This window comes from Rhizobium sp. NZLR10 (assembly GCF_019685125.1).
Classification (GTDB): domain Bacteria; phylum Pseudomonadota; class Alphaproteobacteria; order Rhizobiales; family Rhizobiaceae; genus Rhizobium.
The window spans coordinates 21,255-38,391 of record NZ_JABDWE010000011.1 but is presented as its reverse complement, the minus strand read 5'-3'; the positions used below and the strand labels follow the sequence as shown (position 1 = coordinate 38,391).

The following is a 17,137-nucleotide window of genomic DNA, read 5'->3' as shown; positions in this document are numbered from 1 at the left end:
AAGTCAAAATTTCGTTCTGCCGCCTTTCTTGTCGATCATCTGAAATTTCTCGCCGTCGGTCTTCACGCTGACGCAGTCGGTCGACTTGTTGGGAAACCGGACGCAGACTTGGCCATTTGTTATTTTATAGCCATTGGCGTTGCCCTTGCGATATTCGTAACCGTTGCTGCTTTCTTTCAGTTCCGACGTGCCCGGCAGGTGTTCGCGAATTTCAGCCTCGCTTGCGGTTCGCATCTTTGCGGTTTCGGCAAACGCCATTCCCGGTACCATGATTGAAAGAAATCCGGCGAGGGCGGGCAAGATGCGCATCAGGGAGATATCTCCAGTCATGTCTTCGGTATGCCCATTCTACGAGAATTCCGATAGCGAATTCAACAGCGATGGCGGTCGTGCCGGAAAAGCGGCCAATTGTTTGGACGCCGCCACCGGTTTGGCTGCGACGCTACGTTCTTCCGAACTCGTCGACGATGCGGATAATGTCGTCCTCGCCGAGATAGGAGCCCGTCTGCACCTCGATCAGTTCGAGAAGGATCTTGCCGGGGTTGGCGAGGCGATGGACTTCGCCAAGCGGAATATAGACGCTCTCGTTCTCGCGCAGCATCCGCACGGTCTCTCCGACCGTCACCTCGGCGGTTCCCTTGACGACGACCCAGTGTTCGGAGCGATGATGGTGTTTTTGCAGCGAAAGTTTCTTGCCCGGCGTGACAAAGATGCGCTTCACCTGAAAGCGATCGCCATTGAAGATAGAGGTGTAGCCGCCCCACGGCCGGTAGGAGGTCGGGTGGGTTTCGGTGAATTTCGCCGTCGCGGAAGAGGAGGCCAGCATCTTGACCAATTGCCCGACATTCTGGCTGTCTTTGAGTGGTCCGACATAGACGGCGTCCTCGCTGGCAATGACGGCGACATCCTCCATGCCCTGGACGGCAAGATGCACGCCATGGGTCATGACCAGTGAGTTGCGGGTATTGACGACGGTGGTGTTTGCGGCGGCGACATTGCCGTTGTCGTCGCGGACGCCGGATTTCCAGACAGCATCCCAGCTTCCCATGTCCGACCATTTGAACGGCGAGGGGACGACCACGGCCTTGGAGGTTTTTTCCATGATCGCGTAGTCGATGGAGATATCGGGGCTCTTGGCAAAATGGTCGGCCTCAAGACGGGTAAAGTCGAGGTCGCGGCTTGCCTTGGAAACGGCCTTGCTTGCCGCCTTCAGCACATCGGGGGCATATTCCTGCAGTTCGGCAATAAGTTCCGCAACCGGGAACATGAAGATGCCGGAGTTCCAGTAGAAGCCGCCGTCGGCGAGCATCTGCTCGGCCTTTTCCAGTGTCGGTTTTTCCACAAAACGGCTGACCTTGTGGGCGCCGTTTTCGAGCGCATCGCCGATTTCGATATAGCCGTAACCGGTCGCCGGCTCGGTAGGGCTGATGCCGAAGGTTACGAGCTTGCCGTCGGCTGCGGCATCGCGGGCGATGCGGATGCAATCGAAATAGCTGTTGTCGGCGAGGATTTCGTGATCCGAGGCGAGCATCTGGATGATGGTGCCCTTGCCGAAAAGCTCAGCGGCAAGTGTTGCGGCGGCGGCCACCGCTGCGGCGGTGTTGCGGGCGACTGGTTCAAGCAGCACCGCGGCGAGCGGGACGGCCAGCGCACGGGCCTGCTCGGCGACCAGAAAGCGAAATTCCTCGTTGGTGACGACGATCGGAGCCTCATAGAGCTCCGGGTTGGAAACGCGTTCGAGCGTCTCCTGAAACAGCGTCTTGTTGCCGACGAACTGGATGAACTGTTTCGGGGCGGTGGCACGGGAAAGCGGCCAGAGCCGCGTGCCTTTGCCGCCGGCCATGATCACGGGAACGATTTTCTGCGTCATAGGCGGGTTCCTTGAAAAAATCTTGTTCGTGGCATGTTTAGCGGGCGTCTGCCCAGTTCGTTATTTGGGTGAGCCCTGTCTTCAGCAGATCCAGGGCTGCAGTTTCGCTCCCGGCTTCGACGTAGCAGCGCATTTCCGGCGCATTGCCGGAGGGGCGGAAATGCATGATCCTGCCGTCTTTCAGCGTCACGCGAAGTCCGTCGATGTCGGATTTCGTCGCCACCTCGCCGACCGGCTGCAGGAAGGCAGCAAGGTTTTCATTGGAGGCGCGCAGATGCTCCATCAGCGCCGCGCTCGTCTGCACCGGAAAATTCTCCAGGCGATCGGCGGCGGCAAAGGGCAGGTGATAGGAGGCGGCAATGGCCGAGAGCGGCTGCCGGCGAACGGCGGCGAGCGACAGGATCGCGAGCATCGGGATAAAACAGTCGCGCGTCGGCAAGGCGCGCACATTTTGGCCGTTGATATCGAAAGGGGTTGCAGTCAGCAGCCCGCCATTGGCTTCAAAGCCCATGACATGATCCCCGCCGGCCGCCACGGCCTCTTCCATGCCTGCGATGACGAAGGGCGAGCCGACGCGGGTGCGCCTGACGGCGAAAGAACCCGCCGCCTCAATGCCGGAATTGGAGGTTACCGGTGTCACCACCGTGCTGGCGCCAAGAAAATTGGCTGCGACAAGGCCGAGAAGGTCGCCGCGCAACGGCGTGCCGGTTTCGTCGGTGACCAGCGGGCGGTCACCGTCGCCATCGGTCGAGACGATCGCATCGCATTTATGCTCTGACACCCAGTGCTTCATCAGTGTGACCGTCTCCTCGGAAACGGCTTCGGTGTCGACGGGAATGAAACTCTCCGAACGCCCGAGAGCGGTGATCTCGGCGCCGTAATGGGCGAGAACGTCAACCAGAAGGTCGCGGGCGACGGTGCTGTGCTGGTAGACGCCGATCTTCAGACCGGATAGCGCGCCTTGCGGCAGCAGCGCGGCATTGCGTTGGAAAAAGAGCTGCCGGCAGATCGCCTCATGATCTTCGTTTATGGCCGGTGCCTCTGCAACGGCCTCGCCTGTTCGTTCGATCTCGGCCGCCAATGCGGTGATATCAGCCTCGTCCGACTTGTCGATCTCGCCGTCCGGGCGATAGAACTTAATGCCGTTGCGGTCCGCCGGAATATGCGAACCGGTGACCATCAGACATGCAGCATTGCTCTTGAGACCATAGAGGGCAAGGGCGGGTGTCGGTACATTGCCGCAGTCGAATACCCGGAAGCCGAGAGCGGCGAGTGCGCCGGCACAATTTCCCGAAATATCGGGGCTCGAATCGCGAAAATCGCGGCCGATCAGAATGGCATCGCCGACCTGCGCCTTGCCGGTCTGCAGCAGATATTTGCCGAACGCCGTCGCATAAAGCGCAGAGGCGCGTCCCTTGAGATCCACTGAAAGTCCGCGAAGGCCGCTCGTGCCGAATTTCATTTGAAGACATGTCCCCGGTTTATGATCAAGGTTCTACTCAGGCCACCTGCCGGCGTAAATACCGAAGACGTCATATAGTTAAACACGGACGACCGTGCCTCGCACAGCCTCTCGCAATCTTCTCTCGCCTATCCCAAAGGCGTAGACCCATTGCCGAGCGGACAGGCATTGCAGCGTAGATCGATTTTGTTAGAACCGTGTGTCCGTTGTTTCGTCGTATGCGAAGGGTTTGCTGGATGAGCGATACGTCAGTCAGTCTCGAAGAGAGCTGGAAGGCCGCCTTGGCGGCGGAGTTCTCGAGCCCCTATATGCAGCAACTCAAATCCTTTCTTGTGACGCAAAAGCAGGTCGGTAAACGGATTTTCCCCCGCGGCAGCGAATATTTCCGCGCCCTCGACCTGACGCCGATCTCCAACGTCAAGGTCGTCATTCTCGGCCAAGACCCCTATCATGGGCAGGGGCAAGCCCACGGGCTGTGCTTCAGCGTGCGGCCGGGCGTGCGCATCCCGCCTTCCCTCGTCAATATCTACAAGGAGATGAAGACGGATCTCGGCATAGCGCCGGCGCGTCACGGCTTCCTCGAACATTGGGCAAGACAGGGCGTGCTGCTGCTGAATAGCGTGTTGACCGTCGAGGAAGGGCAGGCGGCGGCCCATCAGGGCAAGGGGTGGGAGCGCTTCACCGACGCCGTCATCCGCAAGATCAACGACGAATGCGAATCCGTCGTCTTCATGCTCTGGGGCTCCTATGCCCAGCGCAAGGCCGCCTTCGTGGATACGACGCGGCATCTCGTGCTCAGGGCGCCGCATCCCTCGCCGCTTTCGGCTCATAGCGGGTTTTTCGGCTGCGGGCATTTTTCGAAGGCGAATGGCTTCCTGCAATCGCGGGGACGCGAGCCGATCGACTGGCAATTGCCGGTCGATCCCCACGACACCGAACTGTGAACGCGCGGTAGTCTTCGTTCACTAAAAGAAGACAATGCGTTTTGCTCTACGGGTCTGTTCGCAGGGAGCCTGAGCGCGCATCTTAGCCTCATCGAAAGCCCGCGAGCTGCGGGCAAGAAAGGGGTCTCACATGCTCGATCAGATCAGGGGTCTGCACCACGTCACGGCGATGGCGGAGGACGCCCATACCAACAACCAGTTCTTCACCAATGCGCTTGGCTTGCGCCGCGTCAAGAAGACAGTGAACTTCGACGCGCCTGACGTCTATCATCTCTATTATGGTGATGAGACAGGTGCGCCGGGCACTGTCATGACCTATTTCCCATTCCCGAAGATGGCGCAGGGCCGTCCGGGCACAGGGGAGGTCGGCACGACAGTGTTTTCCGTTCCGCAAGGCTCGCTTGGCTTCTGGAGCGATCGTTTCAGCACGTTGAACATCGGCGGGCTGAAGGCCGAGGAAAGCTTCGGCGAGAAGCGCCTGAATTTTTCCGGCCCCGACGGTGACGGTTTTGCGCTCGTCGAGGTCAGGGACGATACCCGTCAAGCCTGGACACATGCCGGCATCAGCGAAGACCACGCCATTCGCGGCTTCCATTCCGTCGCCATGCGCCTGCGGGATGAGGGCGCCACTGCCGAACTCCTGAAGTTCATGGGCTACGAGGTCGTCGAGGAACGGGACGGTGTCAAGCGGCTGATCAAGCCTGACGGCAACGGCGCGCATCTCATCGATCTCGAGACCATGCCGAACATCGCCCGCGCGCTTCCCGGCGCCGGTTCCGTCCACCACGTCGCCTTCGCCGTCGAAAATCGCGAGAAGCAGCTCGAAGTGCGCAAGGCGCTGATGGACACCGGCTATCAGGTGACCCCGGTGATCGACCGCGATTATTTCTGGGCGATCTATTTCCGCACGCCGGGCGGCGTGCTGTTCGAGGTCGCGACCAATGAGCCGGGCTTTGACCGCGATGAGGATACGGCCCACCTCGGCGAAGCTCTAAAGCTGCCGCCGCAGCACGCTCATCTTCGCGCGCTGCTCGAGCAACACCTGCAGCCGCTCGAAGCGTAAGGAGAGGTGATATGACCGAAGCTGGATATTTGCACCGGCTGCATGCCGGTGCACCTGATAAACCCATTCTGCTGGTGCTGCACGGCACCGGTGGCGACGAGAACCAGTTCTTCGACCTCGGCCGGCGCCTGTTGCCCCAAGCGACGGTTCTCTCGCCGCGCGGCGACGTTTCCGAACATGGCGCGGCGCGGTTCTTCCGGCGCACCGGGGAGGGGGTCTACGACATGGCCGACCTTTCACGAGCGACGGAGAAGATGGCCACCTATGTTAGTTCATTGGCTGAGGAGCACCAGGCTTCCCAGATTCTCGGCCTGGGTTTTTCGAACGGCGCAAACATTCTTGCCAATATGCTGATCGAGAAGGGTATCTTCGATGCCGTGGTTCTGATGCACCCGCTCATTCCGTTTCAGCCTGAAGCCCAGGCAACGCTTGCGGGGAGAAAGGTGCTGGTGACGGCCGGCCAGCGGGATCCGATCGCTCCTGTCCCCGTGACCGAGGCGCTGTCGGAGCATCTGAAAGATCGCGGGGCTGATGTCAGGACGGTATGGCATCCCGGCGGCCATGAGATTGCGCCGCTCGAGATCAATGCAGTTCGCGATTTCTTCAGTGGCTATTGATGGAATGTGCCGCCACTCGGTGGTGCTGATTTGCGGGGCCGGTAAATGCCGGTCCCGCATCTCGGCTGGAATGATAGATCCTTAGGGACGGGGAGGATATTTGCCTCTGATTGCCGTCATATAAAAATTTCCCGGGGATTCCGCCATCGTCAAGCCGACGACGACGCCCTTGGGGACGCCTTCATATTCTCGCCTCTGACCGTTTGTCAGATAGACCCGTAGATGCCGGCTGTCTTCGTCGTAGGTGATCGCCTCGATAAGTTTCGAATCAACCGCAGTTTCCACTTCGCACCCCGCAGTTTTTGATCTGAGATTTGGTGAAGGATGTCATTCACGCTGCAATGCGCCATCATCATGCGGCGCCGCGGCAGCGTCAAGCATGATAATCTTAAGCGTTCATTTTTTTATGTTGGCTCTCGTTATAGTTGATTTTTGCAGCTTTTCAGGAGGCATTGCCTGTGGAAATCCGATTGCCACAAGTTCTCTCGCTTGGAGCGCCGGTGATTGACACAGCCGCTTACGGAACCAGTAATTTGATTTAACGCTGAATTAACCATCGCATACCAAAATGCTGTCGCAATAATAGCCGTGACGCCTTCTAAAATGACCGACTACAACTGGCGTTTCTAGCAGGCGCGTCGCGTGAGCGGCGGAACGAGTGCCTCGGAAAGCCGATCTGCAAAGGTGGCGATGTAAGGATTGATTCGACGCGAAGGTGCGGTGTCCCGTGCGGAGGAGACGGTCCGGCAGTGATGGAGGCGCCAGCTCGGCTCAGCCGGCGCAGCAAATAGCGACGGATTATATCGTAATATCGCAACCGGTTCCGGTTACTCTTTCCAAGAGGCGGTGATCAGGCCTACTTCTTTTTGAACACTGAGCTTCATCCCGTGCAGGGATGGGTAAGGAATGGAGCTTATCCGACAGCCTCGTGTGCTATCGGATCGCATAAATGGGTTACATGTTTAACTATCTCGGGCCGTGGCGACGACAGATACCGATACTGGCCGCTAACCGCAAAGGACGCGCTCGGCTGACGTTTGCCGAAGGCGACTTCGCTGCGGTCTACGCGATGAGCGATGTTCACGGATGTTATAACGAGCTTGTCGAGGCGCATCGCCGCATCGAGGAGGACGCCGCGCGCATTCCGGGGCCGAAACTTATCGTCTTGCTCGGCGATTATGTCGACCGCGGGCCTGATTCGAGTGCGGTGCTGGAGTTCCTGAGCAAGACCCCGCCGCCGGGATTTCAGCGTTTCGCGCTGTGCGGCAATCACGACGCGGAGCTGGTGAAGCTTTATCGCAAACCGGCGCGCATTCTTGAATGGCTGGGTTTTGCCGGGACGGAGACGTTGCATTCATACGGTATCGATATCGAGCATCTGCTGCAGTCGGCGGCCGGAAGCGAAATGATTGCCCGCGTCATTCGCCACATGATCCCCGAGAGGCATATCGAATTCCTGGAATCGCTGCCGATCATGCTGCGGATGGGAAGGGTGGTCTTCGTCCATGCCGGCATCAAACCGGGCGTCGACCTCAAGAGGCAGAAGGACAGCGATCTGATGTGGATCCGTCAGCCCTTCCTGGATGAAGGACCGCAGCTTCCCGTCCTCGTGATCCATGGGCATACCCCGGCGCGAATCCCGACATTCGGCCCGCAGCGAATCGGTATCGACACCGCAGTTTCGGCGACGGGCCGGCTGACCGTGCTGACGATAAAAGGGACGCGGGTCGGGATCCTCAATTAGATCTGCAGGCGTGACCCGACCGTTCAGGGTTTCGGCGCGGTACTCCAAAAACCAAACGCCGCGGGATTTTGCTCCGCGGCGTCAGGACAATTACCGGTTCATCAGAGCCTGTCAGGCGGTTGTCGATTCCTGATAGAGATTGGTGCCGATGCCCGTATAGGTAAAGCCGTGTTTGCGCACCTCGTCGCTGCGGTAGATATTGCGCAGGTCGACCAAGACTGGGGCGCGCATCGACTGCTTCAGGCGATTGAAATCGAGTGCGCGGAACTGGTTCCATTCGGTGACGATGACGAGCGCATCCGCACCAGCGGCCGCTTCATAGGGACCGCTCGCATATTCGATGTTCTCGATCACCTTGCGGGCATTCTCCATGCCCTCAGGATCGTAGCCGACCACCTGGGCGCCGGCGTCCTGCAAGGTCTGGATGACGGCAATCGCCGGGCTGTCGCGCATGTCGTCGGTGTTCGGCTTGAAGGTCAGGCCTAAGATGGCAATCTTCTTGCCGCGAATATCACCGCCGACAGCCGAAATGACCTTGCGTCCCATCGCCCGTTTGCGGTTGTCGTTGATCGAAATCGTCGTCTCGATGAGACGGACCGGCGCGTCGAAATCCTGCGCCGTCTTGGCAAGGGCAAGCGTATCCTTGGGGAAGCACGAACCGCCGTAACCCGGCCCGGCATGCAGGAACTTGGCGCCGATACGGCCATCGAGACCGATGCCGCGCGAAACGTCCTGGACGTTTGCATCGACCCGCTCGCACAGATCAGCGATCTCGTTGATGAAGGTAATCTTCATCGCGAGGAATGCATTGGCCGCATATTTGATCAGTTCCGACGTGCGGCGGGTGGTGAAGACCAGGGGTGCCTGGTTGAGGTAAAGCGGCCGATAGACCTCGGTCATGGTTTCGCGCGCCCGATCGTCATTCAGCCCGATGACGATACGGTCGGGACGCTTGAAATCTTCGATCGCCGCGCCTTCGCGCAGGAACTCCGGATTGGAAACGACCGCGACATCCGCCGCAGGGTTGGTTTCGCGCATGATGCGCTCGACTTCGTCGCCGGTGCCGACCGGCACCGTCGACTTGGTGACGATAACGGTGAAGCCTTCCACGTAGGCAGCTATCTCGCGCGCAGCGGCGTAGACATAGGAAAGATCCGCGTGGCCGTCGCCGCGCCGCGATGGTGTACCGACCGCGATAAACACGACATCGGCGCTACGGACGCTTTCGCCGACATCCGTCGAAAACGACAGGCGGCCAGTGCTGGTATTTTCGGCGACCAATTGCTCGAGACCCGGCTCGAAGATCGGAATGCGGCCGTCGCGAAGGGCTTCGATCTTACTCAGATCCTTGTCGACGCAGATGACGTCGTGGCCGAAATCCGCAAAGCAAACGCCTGAAACGAGGCCGACATAGCCTGATCCAATCATCGTGATGCGCATATTTCCCTCAAATCATTAGAGTAGAACGTCATGCTGCGTCGCAGCATGGCGACCGTCATACTTAATCTGGGCGAAAAGACAATATCGAAGATCGCTTGATACCCACACCGGAAATCGAACCCTGGGCGCTGCAGCTTTCTGTCGGCGGCCGCGTCAATGGCAAAAAACATAGGTTTGTGTGGGCAATATGACAAGTCGAGCCGTTCGTCAGAGCGGCTCGACTTCGATCTCTAAGAAGGTGCGTTCAGTTTATTTTGCTGCGCCCGCTGTCACAGCCGGTACCAGACATAGGGGTCTGTTCCCGATTGAATCTTGTCCCAGCGCAGATCGGTATCCCGCCAGTTCTTGATGCTGCTTTGCCTGTTGTCGAGCACGAGGTCGCCCTTGTCGGTCCTGACCACCAGGACGGCATGCCCTTCACCGGAGGGTGTATATGCGGTCGCGATTCGCAAAGCGCGCGACGACCAGCCCATCGCGATCAGCCGGCTGCGCTTGGTGAGCGCGAAATCTTCGCAGTCACCGCTGCGGACGTTCACCTTCCAGACATCGCCGTTCAATTCGGTGCGGGAATCGTTTCGGCCGATCATCGTACGATTGACGGTGCCGTTCACGTTCTTCAACTGCAGCATCTGCTCATCCGTGAGCGCGACGACCGAAAGACCGTTGTTGTCTCGGCATTCGGCCGGGTTCTGAGCACAGAACAACACCTGGGCGAAGGGCGGAATGATCTTGCCTTTTTCAGAGATATAGCTGACCGCCGAATTGCCGTTCAAACCTCGGGCGAAACCTGCGGGACCGGCGGCAAATGCCGAACAGGCATTCCCTGCTGTAAAGGCCAGCGCCAGAAGTGTAACGAATGTTTTCTTCATCTGTTAAATCCCCGTTCAGGACAACCGATTGAGATCAGGCTTGCCTTTTGTCTCAGTCAATGGCATGGCGATTTAGTGATCTGCCAAGTATTGACTGCAGAACGTCTGTCCCGTTCCTGCTGCTTGACGGAGCATAGCCGGGGCTTGTCTCGATTGGCTTAAGTCTTTCGCGACAATTTTAAACGATGTGAAATTCTGTTACGCTTTAACACGCAAGCCCTTGATATGCAACCTATGTTAGTACGTGTATATTAACCTCTCTGGTTGTAATCCTGCCATTGCCGCTCGCTGGCGAAGAGATCGAATGTTATCCAACCTCATCAACAGGCAGGTCTTGCGAGAGGCTCTTCTCTTTGCCTTTATCGGTCTCGTTATACTGACGCTCATTCCGTTCGGGAGCGTCACGCCCTTTCCCTTTGCCTTTGCCGCGATCGGCATGTTTACCCTCGGTGCCATTTCGGCACTGCTGGTCGAAGAGCCAAGACAAAGCAGATGGGTTTTTAGCAGCGCTCTGTTGATGCTCGTCGTGGTGACAGGCTGGACGTGCATCCAGACCATCGAACTGCCTTCCAACTGGCTGGCAAATCCGGCCTGGAGTGCTGCGCGTGACTTGGCAGGTGTCGAGTACGCGGCAATCTCGGTCGAACCGGCCGACACTCTGGCGTCGATCCTCTCGGTGGCGCTGCCGTTCGTTACGTTCCTGACGGGGCTTCTGTTATGCGATACCGATCAGCGCGCGAGGAAAGTGTTGACCCTCCTCGGGCTTTCTGCGGGCGGCATTGCTGTTTTCGGCCTGCTGCAGTTTTCGCTGTTTCCCAACATATTGATTGTCGTGGAGAAACACGCCTACCTCGACAGCCTCACCGCGGTCTTCGTCAACCGCAACACCGCCGCGACCTTCCTTGGACTTGGAACGCTGCTGATGCTGACCCTGGTCAGAGACATTGCCCGTTCCTATTCAAACCACCCGCCCGGCGAGCCAGGCCGAAACACTCTTGTCTTGAAATCGTGGATCTACGTCCTGCTCTTGTGCGCGTGTTTCACCGCGCTGATGTTAACCCGCTCGCGCGCTGGGATATTTGCGACCTTTGTTGCCGCTCTCATCTATTTTCCGTGGCTTGTCATCAATTGGAACGGCTCGAGGCGTCACTTGAGACCGGCGCCAAGATGGCATTCCATGCTGAAGCTCCTCTCGGCAATCGTTTTCGTTGTCGTGCTGCTGACGGTGTTTGCGGGTCAGGCGATTTTGCGCGCACAAGAGCGGCGGCTCGAGGATGATGATCGTTTCTGCATCCTGCCGGGCATATGGCGCGCCATCTCGGATCATTGGTTGACCGGGACCGGCCTCGGAACTTTCCGGACCGTGTTTTCTGCCTATCGTGATCCGGCCTGCGGAATCTTCGGAATCTTTGACCGAGCGCACAATTTCTATCTCGAAGGATTTCTGGGGCTGGGGATCTTGTTCCCGATTGCGGCGATCCTTGCCTTCTCTGTCCTCGCCAGGGTGTTCTGGCAAGGGCTCGCTCAAAGGCGGCGCCTCAGGCATTATGTTCTTCTCGGCCTGGCGGCGACGGTTTTGGTCGCTCTTCACGCGGCGGTCGATTTCTCGCTGCAAATACCGGGTTTCGCCGTATTTTTCTCCGCTTTCCTGAGTGCGGTTGTGGCGATAAGCCTTGGGCGCAACCATGGGGAGGCGGATGCGGCAATATGAGCTTGTTCTTTTAAATGGATGTTTTTTATGAAGGTTTTTCGAAAATGCCAATTGCGCGGGTACCGCGCTGTTGACTCTGAAACGCAAGAGATTTTATAGCGGGTCTAGCCTTTAGATTATTGTCGGCGCCAGAAGAGCCGGGCTTGGGCCGTTTTCGCTTCCTTGAGGTGCTGGTCGTTGCCAGCTTGCCACAGTTAGAGAATGTTAATCGGCTTTCAGTGATTATAGATCGGGGATTGTCTTGTATTTTGTCAGATTGCGGGGCAGTAGCTTCAGGGGCGTCAACACAGGTTATTCTATGGGTTGTTCTCGTATCGGTAGTACACGCGTCGCCATTGTTGTAGCGCTAACGACTATATTGGCAAGCTGCACCTCGTTGCCAAGATCCGGTCCCGATCACAAAGACGTTGATCGAGATGCGGCGGTGAAAGTGACAACGAAGGAGCGTCGTGTCGGCATCGACTACGCTCTGATTGATCTCAGCAAGAACGTTCTGACATATTTTACCGCTCCTCAGCCGACTTCGTTCAAGGGGTTTGGCGGCGGCCGAGGCGGAGCGCCTGAAATTCCACTCGGTTTCGGTGACGTCGTTCAGGTCGCCATCTTCGAAGCTCAGTCCGGTGGTCTCTTCATTCCGTCCGATGCTGGTAGCCGACCCGGCAATTACATCTCTCTGCCTGAGCAGACCATCGATAGAAACGGAACGATCACAATCCCCTATGCGGGTCGGGTTCCGGCTGCCGGTCGCCTCAAAGAGACGGTGGAACAGGACGTCGAGGATCGTCTGGCGAGCCGTGCGATCGAGCCGCAGGTGGTTATCACGACAACGACGAGTCGCTCCAGCCAGGTTGCTGTGCTGGGCGACGTCAATAATCCCCAGCGCGTCCAGATCAGCCCGGCCGGTGAGCGCGTTCTCGACGTTATTTCCGCAGCGGGCGGTTTGACGACCAACAATATCGAAACGAATGTGACGCTGCAGCGCCGCGGCAAGACTGCAACCGTCGCCTACAGCACGCTGCTGAAGAATCCGGTGGAAAATATCTATGTTGCGCCGGATGATACGATCTCGATCGACCATGAGCGCCGCACCTATCTTATGCTCGGCGCCGCAGGCACCAGCGGCCGCTTCGATTTCGAAGAGTCCGACCTGACCCTTGGAGAGGCAATCGCCAAGGCGGGCGGTCTGCGTGACGACCGCGCCGATCCGGCTCAGGTCCTGCTCTATCGCCTTGTTCCAAAGAAGACGGTTCAGGCGATGCACGTGGACACGACGAGATTTGCAGGTGAGACGGTTCCGGTGATCGTCCGCGCGAATCTTCGCGATCCGGCAACCTTGTTTGCCGTTCAGCAATTCAAGATGGAAGACAAGGATATTATCTATATTTCCAATTCGGACTCTGTTGAACTGGTCAAGTTCCTTGACATCGTAAACTCGGTATCGTCCACTGTTTCCGGCGTGGCCGACGATGCGAAAGATACCCGCAACGCGGTCGAGGATCTCGGAAATTGATTGAAATAAGCGAGCCGGCATCGATCGCGAGTGATCAATGCCGGCGGCCTATATAGCGGATTTGATGAAGGACTATGTTATGGCAAGGTCAGGTGTTTATCGTAAGCTTGCGTATAGCGGAATTGTCGTCGCGATGTTTGCCGGCATGACGTCGAGCGCCTTTGCGGCTGCTTGCCTGGGGCCGGCAAATCTGACTTCGGTCGATGTTACTGGCTTCACGGCTAATCCCGCGGTTTTGCTGGACATGTCCGATCCGTTGGTTCTGTCATCGCGTGTTCGCGCACTGGTCGGCAGCAGCAACGACGCTCTGTCGCCGGTGATCGAGCAGGCCAAGAAGGCCAATGCCGCACAGATGGCGGCGATCGGCTCCGGTCTCGGACGGGCGGCAAACAGCTGCCAAGTGACGGACCCGCAGTTCAAGCTGGCGATCGAAAAAGCTGTTGCCGATGCGGCAAGTGCCGATCCCAACCTTGCGCCGTTGCTCGCCGCCTTTGCGAAGGTCCTCGCCGAAGGCGGAACTGCAGCGCTCGGCCCGGGTGGAAGTGCGTCTGCCGCAGCCGGCATCGGCAATACGGGGTCGATTGGGCAGACAGGTCCTGGATCGGACGATGGCACGCCCTTCGACGGCGCCGCGACGACTGCCGGTTCGCTGGTCTCGAACGCCGGTGACGGAGATAACTCGTCCTCGACCTCGACGACCACAAGGATATTCCTCACCGTAAATGGGGGAGGGCAGTCGTCCACCGACCCGACGGGATCGACCAGTCCGAGCACACCGGTCATACAATAGCTGGAATTGCCCGTAGATCTTGGCGCTTGACGCCTTAGTTGGAGATCGAAATTGCTATCGCCAGATAAACTTACGCCACGTATCGACCCCTCCCGCGATACGGGAAACGAAGCTGACTTCATCGATTTCGACAAGCTCATCGCGATTGCCCGCCGACAGTGGCGGATGGTTGCGGCGTGCGCTTTCGCCTTCGCTATTCTCGGCATTGTATATGTGCTGACTTCTGTGCCGGTCTACACCGCCGACACAAGCGTGCTTATCGACCGTAGCGACAACCAGGTGATCAAGCAGCTGGCCGATTTCGGCCAGATGGATGATGACGAAGGCACTGTCCTTAGCCAGGTCGAGTTGTTGAAGTCCGACACGATCGCCTATGCTGTCGTCGACAAGCTGAAACTGGTCGACGACCCAGTGTTCAATGCACAGCGGAATTCGCTGTTTTCAGTCGCAATGCTGAAATCCCTGGTGAATTTCAGGTCATGGTTTGCCGATGACGCGGCAGTAGCGCCGGATCCGAAAATGCAGCGGCGGTACGCAGCGGAGACTGTGGCCGGCAATATCGATGTCGAACGCGTGGGCAAATCCTACGTGCTCGATGTCAGTTACACCTCGCAGTCAGCCGATATGGCGCGTGAGATCGCAGCGGCCATTGCCGACGTCTATATGGTCGATAAACTCAATTCGAAATATGAGGCGACACGCCGCGCCGGCCAATGGCTGCAGGAGCGTATCGAAGAACTCCGGCAGCAGGCGCTGGACACCGACCTTGCGGTTCAGAAATTCCGGAGCGAGCATGGGCTTGTCGAGGCCGGAGCCGGCACGCTGATCAGCGAGCAGCAGCTTTCCGAGATAAACACGCAATTGATCAATGCCCAGGCGGAGACGGCAAAGGCCGAGGCAAAATATACGCGCGTGAAGTCGATCATCGACGCCAAGCAGACCGATGCGATCGTCACGGATGTGCTCGACAGCTCCATTTCGAACGAGCTGCGCAAGAAATATCTGGAGGCTTCCAAGCTCGAAACCGAAATTGAGGCGCGTCTCGGCCCCGATCACGTCCAGGCGGTTCGGCTTCGTGCGGAGATGGAAGAATATAAGAGACTCATGTTCGATGAGTTGAACCGCATCGCCGAGAGCTATCAAAGCGAGCTGCAGGTCGCGAAGTCGCGGGAAAATTCCTTGCGTGACAGTGTGACACAGGCGACGGGCGTTGCCGCGACGGCCGGCGAAACGCAGGTTCAGGTCCGCGAGCTCGAACGCACGCGCGATACCTACAAGAATCTCTATCAGAGCTTCTTGACACGCTACCAGGAAGCAATTCAGCAGCAGAGCTTCCCGATTACGGCTGCCCGCATCATCACGATGGCGGAAACCCCAACGAAGCCGAGTGCGCCGAAAAGAGCCCTCGTCGTCGCTTTTGCGATGTTCCTCGGATGTGCGGTCGGAAGCGGCATAGGCGCTTTCCGGGAATTCCGGGATCGGTTCTTCCGCACCGGCGATGACATCAAGGAAGTGCTCGATGTCGAATCGCTGGGCGTCATGCCGCTGGTCGACGATAACGTCGATGATCCGTCTCTCGTCGATCCAAGCAATCCGCGAAGCATCGCCAGAGGTAGCAAGACCACGACCTATGTCGAGGAGCACCCGCTCTCGGCGTTTGCCGAGACGCTTCGGAGCGCCAAGATCGCGATCGACCTCAGTGCGGCCGATCAGCGCTGCAAGGTCATAGGCGTGGTGTCGAGCCTGCCCGGAGAGGGGAAGTCGACGACATCCATCAATTTTGCCAAGCTTCTGGCAATGCAGGGCGCCCGCTGCCTGCTGATCGACGGCGACATGCGCAATCCCGGTTCGACCCGGGCAATCGGCCGTCATGCCGAGGCCGGCTTGCTCGAGGCGATCGTCGATGGCCGTCCTCTCAAGGATCTGATCCTTCTCGATCCCAGAACGAAGCTTGCATTTCTGCCGACGGTTGCAAGGTATCGTGTCCCGCATTCCTCGGAGCTGCTCGCCTCACGCGGCATGGATCAACTTCTCGAAATGGCGCGTCAAAGCTTCGACTACATTATTGTCGACCTGCCGCCTTTGGCGCCTGTTGTGGATGCGCGCGCCATCAACTCCAAGCTCGATGCAGTGGTTTTCGTTATCGAGTGGGGGAAAACATCGCGTAAGGTCGTGCAGTCCACCCTGCTGTCCGAGCCGGAGCTCTATGCGAAATGCGTCGGTGCGATATTGACCAAGGTCGACCCGTCGCAGATGAAGCTTTATCGCACATTCGGCTCTAGCGAGTATTATTATAAGCGGTACTCGCGATACTACACTGAAAGCTGATGCTTCGCGGTCAGTTCGTTTCGGTTACTAGGATTGTTTTCGTTGTCGTCGCCGTCGCCTTTGCGATGTTCGCCGGTCGAGAGCTGTACGCTTCGATAAGAACGGCCAGCATCTCGATCGTCGCGGAAAGGATCGAGCGTGGCGACACGGTCGCGAATGACGTCACCGCCAAATACGCGGCGCGGACCGTCGCCATGGTTGACGGGCATTATTGCCGATCCGACATCGTGGCTCCTGGCGTTACTCTCGTCTTGGCGCAACTCGATCGGCAGAATATCGATGTCGATTACGACGCCTGGGCTGCGGCCGCATCGGGTGCCCGTCACTTTCTACAGCATGCGGTTTCGTGCATGCCGACGAACAGCAATTTTTGGCTTCGTCTCGCGGCCGTCCAGTCTGTGATTGCGGAAGAGCCGCTTTCGATTGCCGGAATGATGAAGCGTTCGGTTGCTCTCGCGCCCCACGACGAGTCGATGATTTTGACCCGGTTTTATTTCTGGAACGATTTTACTGACGCAACGCTTTCAGCGGCAAAGACTGCGCTCGATAGCGATCTCACGACGATGCTGAAACTTGGCGACCGTTGCAGGGTCAACGTCACCATTAAAGTCATCAGCCCACAACTCCGCCCTATCTTCGACCGAACCTGGGCAGGCGTTGGGGACCGAGCGACAGCGCGATTCCGGCAGCGCTGCAGCAAATAATCATCAGCGTTTTTCTGCCGAAGGCTCCGGGGGTCACAACGTCCGTTGTTCAACGCTCGCCGCGACGCTCGCGCGGCGGGCGTTG

At 58.2% G+C, this 17,137-nt stretch carries 15 protein-coding genes; 9 read left to right on the top strand and 6 right to left on the bottom strand.

Going from position 1 to position 17,137, the window contains the following annotated elements; all coding sequences use genetic code 11:
- Window positions 1-3 precede the first annotated feature (3 nt).
- From HJB82_RS17555 to HJB82_RS17545, 3 genes are all read right to left on the bottom strand, one after another.
- On the bottom strand, window positions 4-309 hold the full coding sequence (locus tag HJB82_RS17555; RefSeq protein ID WP_164014133.1) for a hypothetical protein: 306 nt from the start codon (window positions 307-309) through the stop codon (window positions 4-6).
- 133 nt (window positions 310-442) lie between these two features.
- Window positions 443-1,870, bottom strand: a complete 1,428-nt coding sequence (locus tag HJB82_RS17550; protein ID WP_207581469.1) for a mannose-1-phosphate guanylyltransferase/mannose-6-phosphate isomerase — start codon at window positions 1,868-1,870, stop codon at window positions 443-445.
- 37 nt (window positions 1,871-1,907) lie between these two features.
- Window positions 1,908-3,332, bottom strand: a complete 1,425-nt coding sequence (locus HJB82_RS17545) for a phosphomannomutase (protein WP_207581468.1) — start codon at window positions 3,330-3,332, stop codon at window positions 1,908-1,910.
- Window positions 3,333-3,568: 236 nt separating this feature from the next.
- On the opposite strand from HJB82_RS17545, the gene ung reads away from it, so the two are divergent.
- The 3 genes from ung to HJB82_RS17530 all read left to right on the top strand — a co-directional run bounded on the left by ung (window position 3,569) and on the right by HJB82_RS17530 (window position 5,956).
- The gene (gene ung, locus HJB82_RS17540; RefSeq protein WP_207581467.1) at window positions 3,569-4,276 is read left to right on the top strand and encodes a uracil-DNA glycosylase; all 708 of its coding nucleotides are present in this window, start codon (window positions 3,569-3,571) and stop codon (window positions 4,274-4,276) included.
- A gap of 130 nt (window positions 4,277-4,406) precedes the next feature.
- The gene (locus tag HJB82_RS17535; protein WP_207581466.1) at window positions 4,407-5,339 is read left to right on the top strand and encodes a VOC family protein; all 933 of its coding nucleotides are present in this window, start codon (window positions 4,407-4,409) and stop codon (window positions 5,337-5,339) included.
- An 11-nt stretch (window positions 5,340-5,350) separates the two neighbouring features.
- Complete coding sequence (locus tag HJB82_RS17530) at window positions 5,351-5,956, top strand: alpha/beta hydrolase (RefSeq protein ID WP_221140813.1); 606 nt, start codon at window positions 5,351-5,353, stop codon at window positions 5,954-5,956.
- Window positions 5,957-6,037: 81 nt separating this feature from the next.
- On the opposite strand, the gene HJB82_RS17525 is transcribed toward HJB82_RS17530, so the two are convergent.
- Window positions 6,038-6,241 (bottom strand): KTSC domain-containing protein, encoded by a 204-nt coding sequence (locus HJB82_RS17525; protein ID WP_007630795.1) that lies wholly within the window; start codon window positions 6,239-6,241, stop codon window positions 6,038-6,040.
- Between the two features lie 664 nt (window positions 6,242-6,905).
- Here HJB82_RS17525 and HJB82_RS17520 point away from each other — a divergent pair.
- Window positions 6,906-7,700, top strand: a complete 795-nt coding sequence (locus tag HJB82_RS17520; protein WP_207581464.1) for a metallophosphoesterase — start codon at window positions 6,906-6,908, stop codon at window positions 7,698-7,700.
- A 111-nt stretch (window positions 7,701-7,811) separates the two neighbouring features.
- On the opposite strand, the gene HJB82_RS17515 is transcribed toward HJB82_RS17520, so the two are convergent.
- Window positions 7,812-9,140 (bottom strand): UDP-glucose/GDP-mannose dehydrogenase family protein, encoded by a 1,329-nt coding sequence (locus HJB82_RS17515; protein WP_207581463.1) that lies wholly within the window; start codon window positions 9,138-9,140, stop codon window positions 7,812-7,814.
- 269 nt (window positions 9,141-9,409) lie between these two features.
- Window positions 9,410-10,009 carry a transglutaminase-like cysteine peptidase gene (locus HJB82_RS17510; protein ID WP_207581462.1) on the bottom strand — a complete coding sequence of 200 codons (600 nt, stop codon included), beginning with the start codon at window positions 10,007-10,009 and terminating at the stop codon, window positions 9,410-9,412.
- Window positions 10,010-10,313: 304 nt separating this feature from the next.
- Between HJB82_RS17510 and HJB82_RS17505 the strand changes: the two genes are divergently transcribed.
- The 5 genes from HJB82_RS17505 (at window position 10,314) to HJB82_RS17485 (ending at window position 17,052) form a co-directional block, all read left to right on the top strand.
- Window positions 10,314-11,720 (top strand): O-antigen ligase, encoded by a 1,407-nt coding sequence (locus HJB82_RS17505; RefSeq protein WP_207584358.1) that lies wholly within the window; start codon window positions 10,314-10,316, stop codon window positions 11,718-11,720.
- A gap of 298 nt (window positions 11,721-12,018) precedes the next feature.
- Complete coding sequence (locus HJB82_RS17500) at window positions 12,019-13,230, top strand: polysaccharide biosynthesis/export family protein (protein ID WP_164014128.1); 1,212 nt, start codon at window positions 12,019-12,021, stop codon at window positions 13,228-13,230.
- A 79-nt stretch (window positions 13,231-13,309) separates the two neighbouring features.
- A complete protein-coding gene (locus tag HJB82_RS17495; RefSeq protein ID WP_221117523.1) occupies window positions 13,310-14,020 on the top strand; it encodes a sugar transporter in 711 nt (236 codons plus the stop codon).
- 51 nt (window positions 14,021-14,071) lie between these two features.
- Complete coding sequence (locus HJB82_RS17490) at window positions 14,072-16,348, top strand: polysaccharide biosynthesis tyrosine autokinase (RefSeq protein WP_221140811.1); 2,277 nt, start codon at window positions 14,072-14,074, stop codon at window positions 16,346-16,348.
- Entirely contained in the window at window positions 16,348-17,052 is a 705-nt protein-coding gene (locus HJB82_RS17485) for a hypothetical protein (protein WP_207581459.1), read from the top strand. The genes HJB82_RS17490 and HJB82_RS17485 overlap by 1 nt, the downstream gene beginning before the upstream one ends.
- The last annotated feature ends 85 nt before the right edge of the window (window positions 17,053-17,137 follow it).

Excerpts from the sequence above, each read along its gene's own strand:
- HJB82_RS17550 (WP_207581469.1), bottom strand. The coding sequence starts at position 1,870 with ATGACGCAGAAAATCGTTCCCGTGATCATGGCCGGCGGCAAAGGCACG.
- ung (WP_207581467.1), top strand. The coding sequence starts at position 3,569 with ATGAGCGATACGTCAGTCAGTCTCGAAGAGAGCTGGAAGGCCGCCTTG.
- HJB82_RS17535 (WP_207581466.1), top strand. The coding sequence starts at position 4,407 with ATGCTCGATCAGATCAGGGGTCTGCACCACGTCACGGCGATGGCGGAG.
- HJB82_RS17485 (WP_207581459.1), top strand. The coding sequence starts at position 16,348 with ATGCTTCGCGGTCAGTTCGTTTCGGTTACTAGGATTGTTTTCGTTGTC.
- HJB82_RS17555 (WP_164014133.1), bottom strand. The coding sequence starts at position 309 with ATGCGCATCTTGCCCGCCCTCGCCGGATTTCTTTCAATCATGGTACCG.
- HJB82_RS17495 (WP_221117523.1), top strand. The coding sequence starts at position 13,310 with ATGGCAAGGTCAGGTGTTTATCGTAAGCTTGCGTATAGCGGAATTGTC.
- HJB82_RS17505 (WP_207584358.1), top strand. The coding sequence starts at position 10,314 with ATGTTATCCAACCTCATCAACAGGCAGGTCTTGCGAGAGGCTCTTCTC.
- HJB82_RS17510 (WP_207581462.1), bottom strand. The coding sequence starts at position 10,009 with ATGAAGAAAACATTCGTTACACTTCTGGCGCTGGCCTTTACAGCAGGG.
- HJB82_RS17545 (WP_207581468.1), bottom strand. The coding sequence starts at position 3,332 with ATGAAATTCGGCACGAGCGGCCTTCGCGGACTTTCAGTGGATCTCAAG.
- HJB82_RS17530 (WP_221140813.1), top strand. The coding sequence starts at position 5,351 with ATGACCGAAGCTGGATATTTGCACCGGCTGCATGCCGGTGCACCTGAT.
- HJB82_RS17520 (WP_207581464.1), top strand. The coding sequence starts at position 6,906 with ATGGGTTACATGTTTAACTATCTCGGGCCGTGGCGACGACAGATACCG.
- HJB82_RS17500 (WP_164014128.1), top strand. The coding sequence starts at position 12,019 with ATGGGTTGTTCTCGTATCGGTAGTACACGCGTCGCCATTGTTGTAGCG.
- HJB82_RS17515 (WP_207581463.1), bottom strand. The coding sequence starts at position 9,140 with ATGCGCATCACGATGATTGGATCAGGCTATGTCGGCCTCGTTTCAGGC.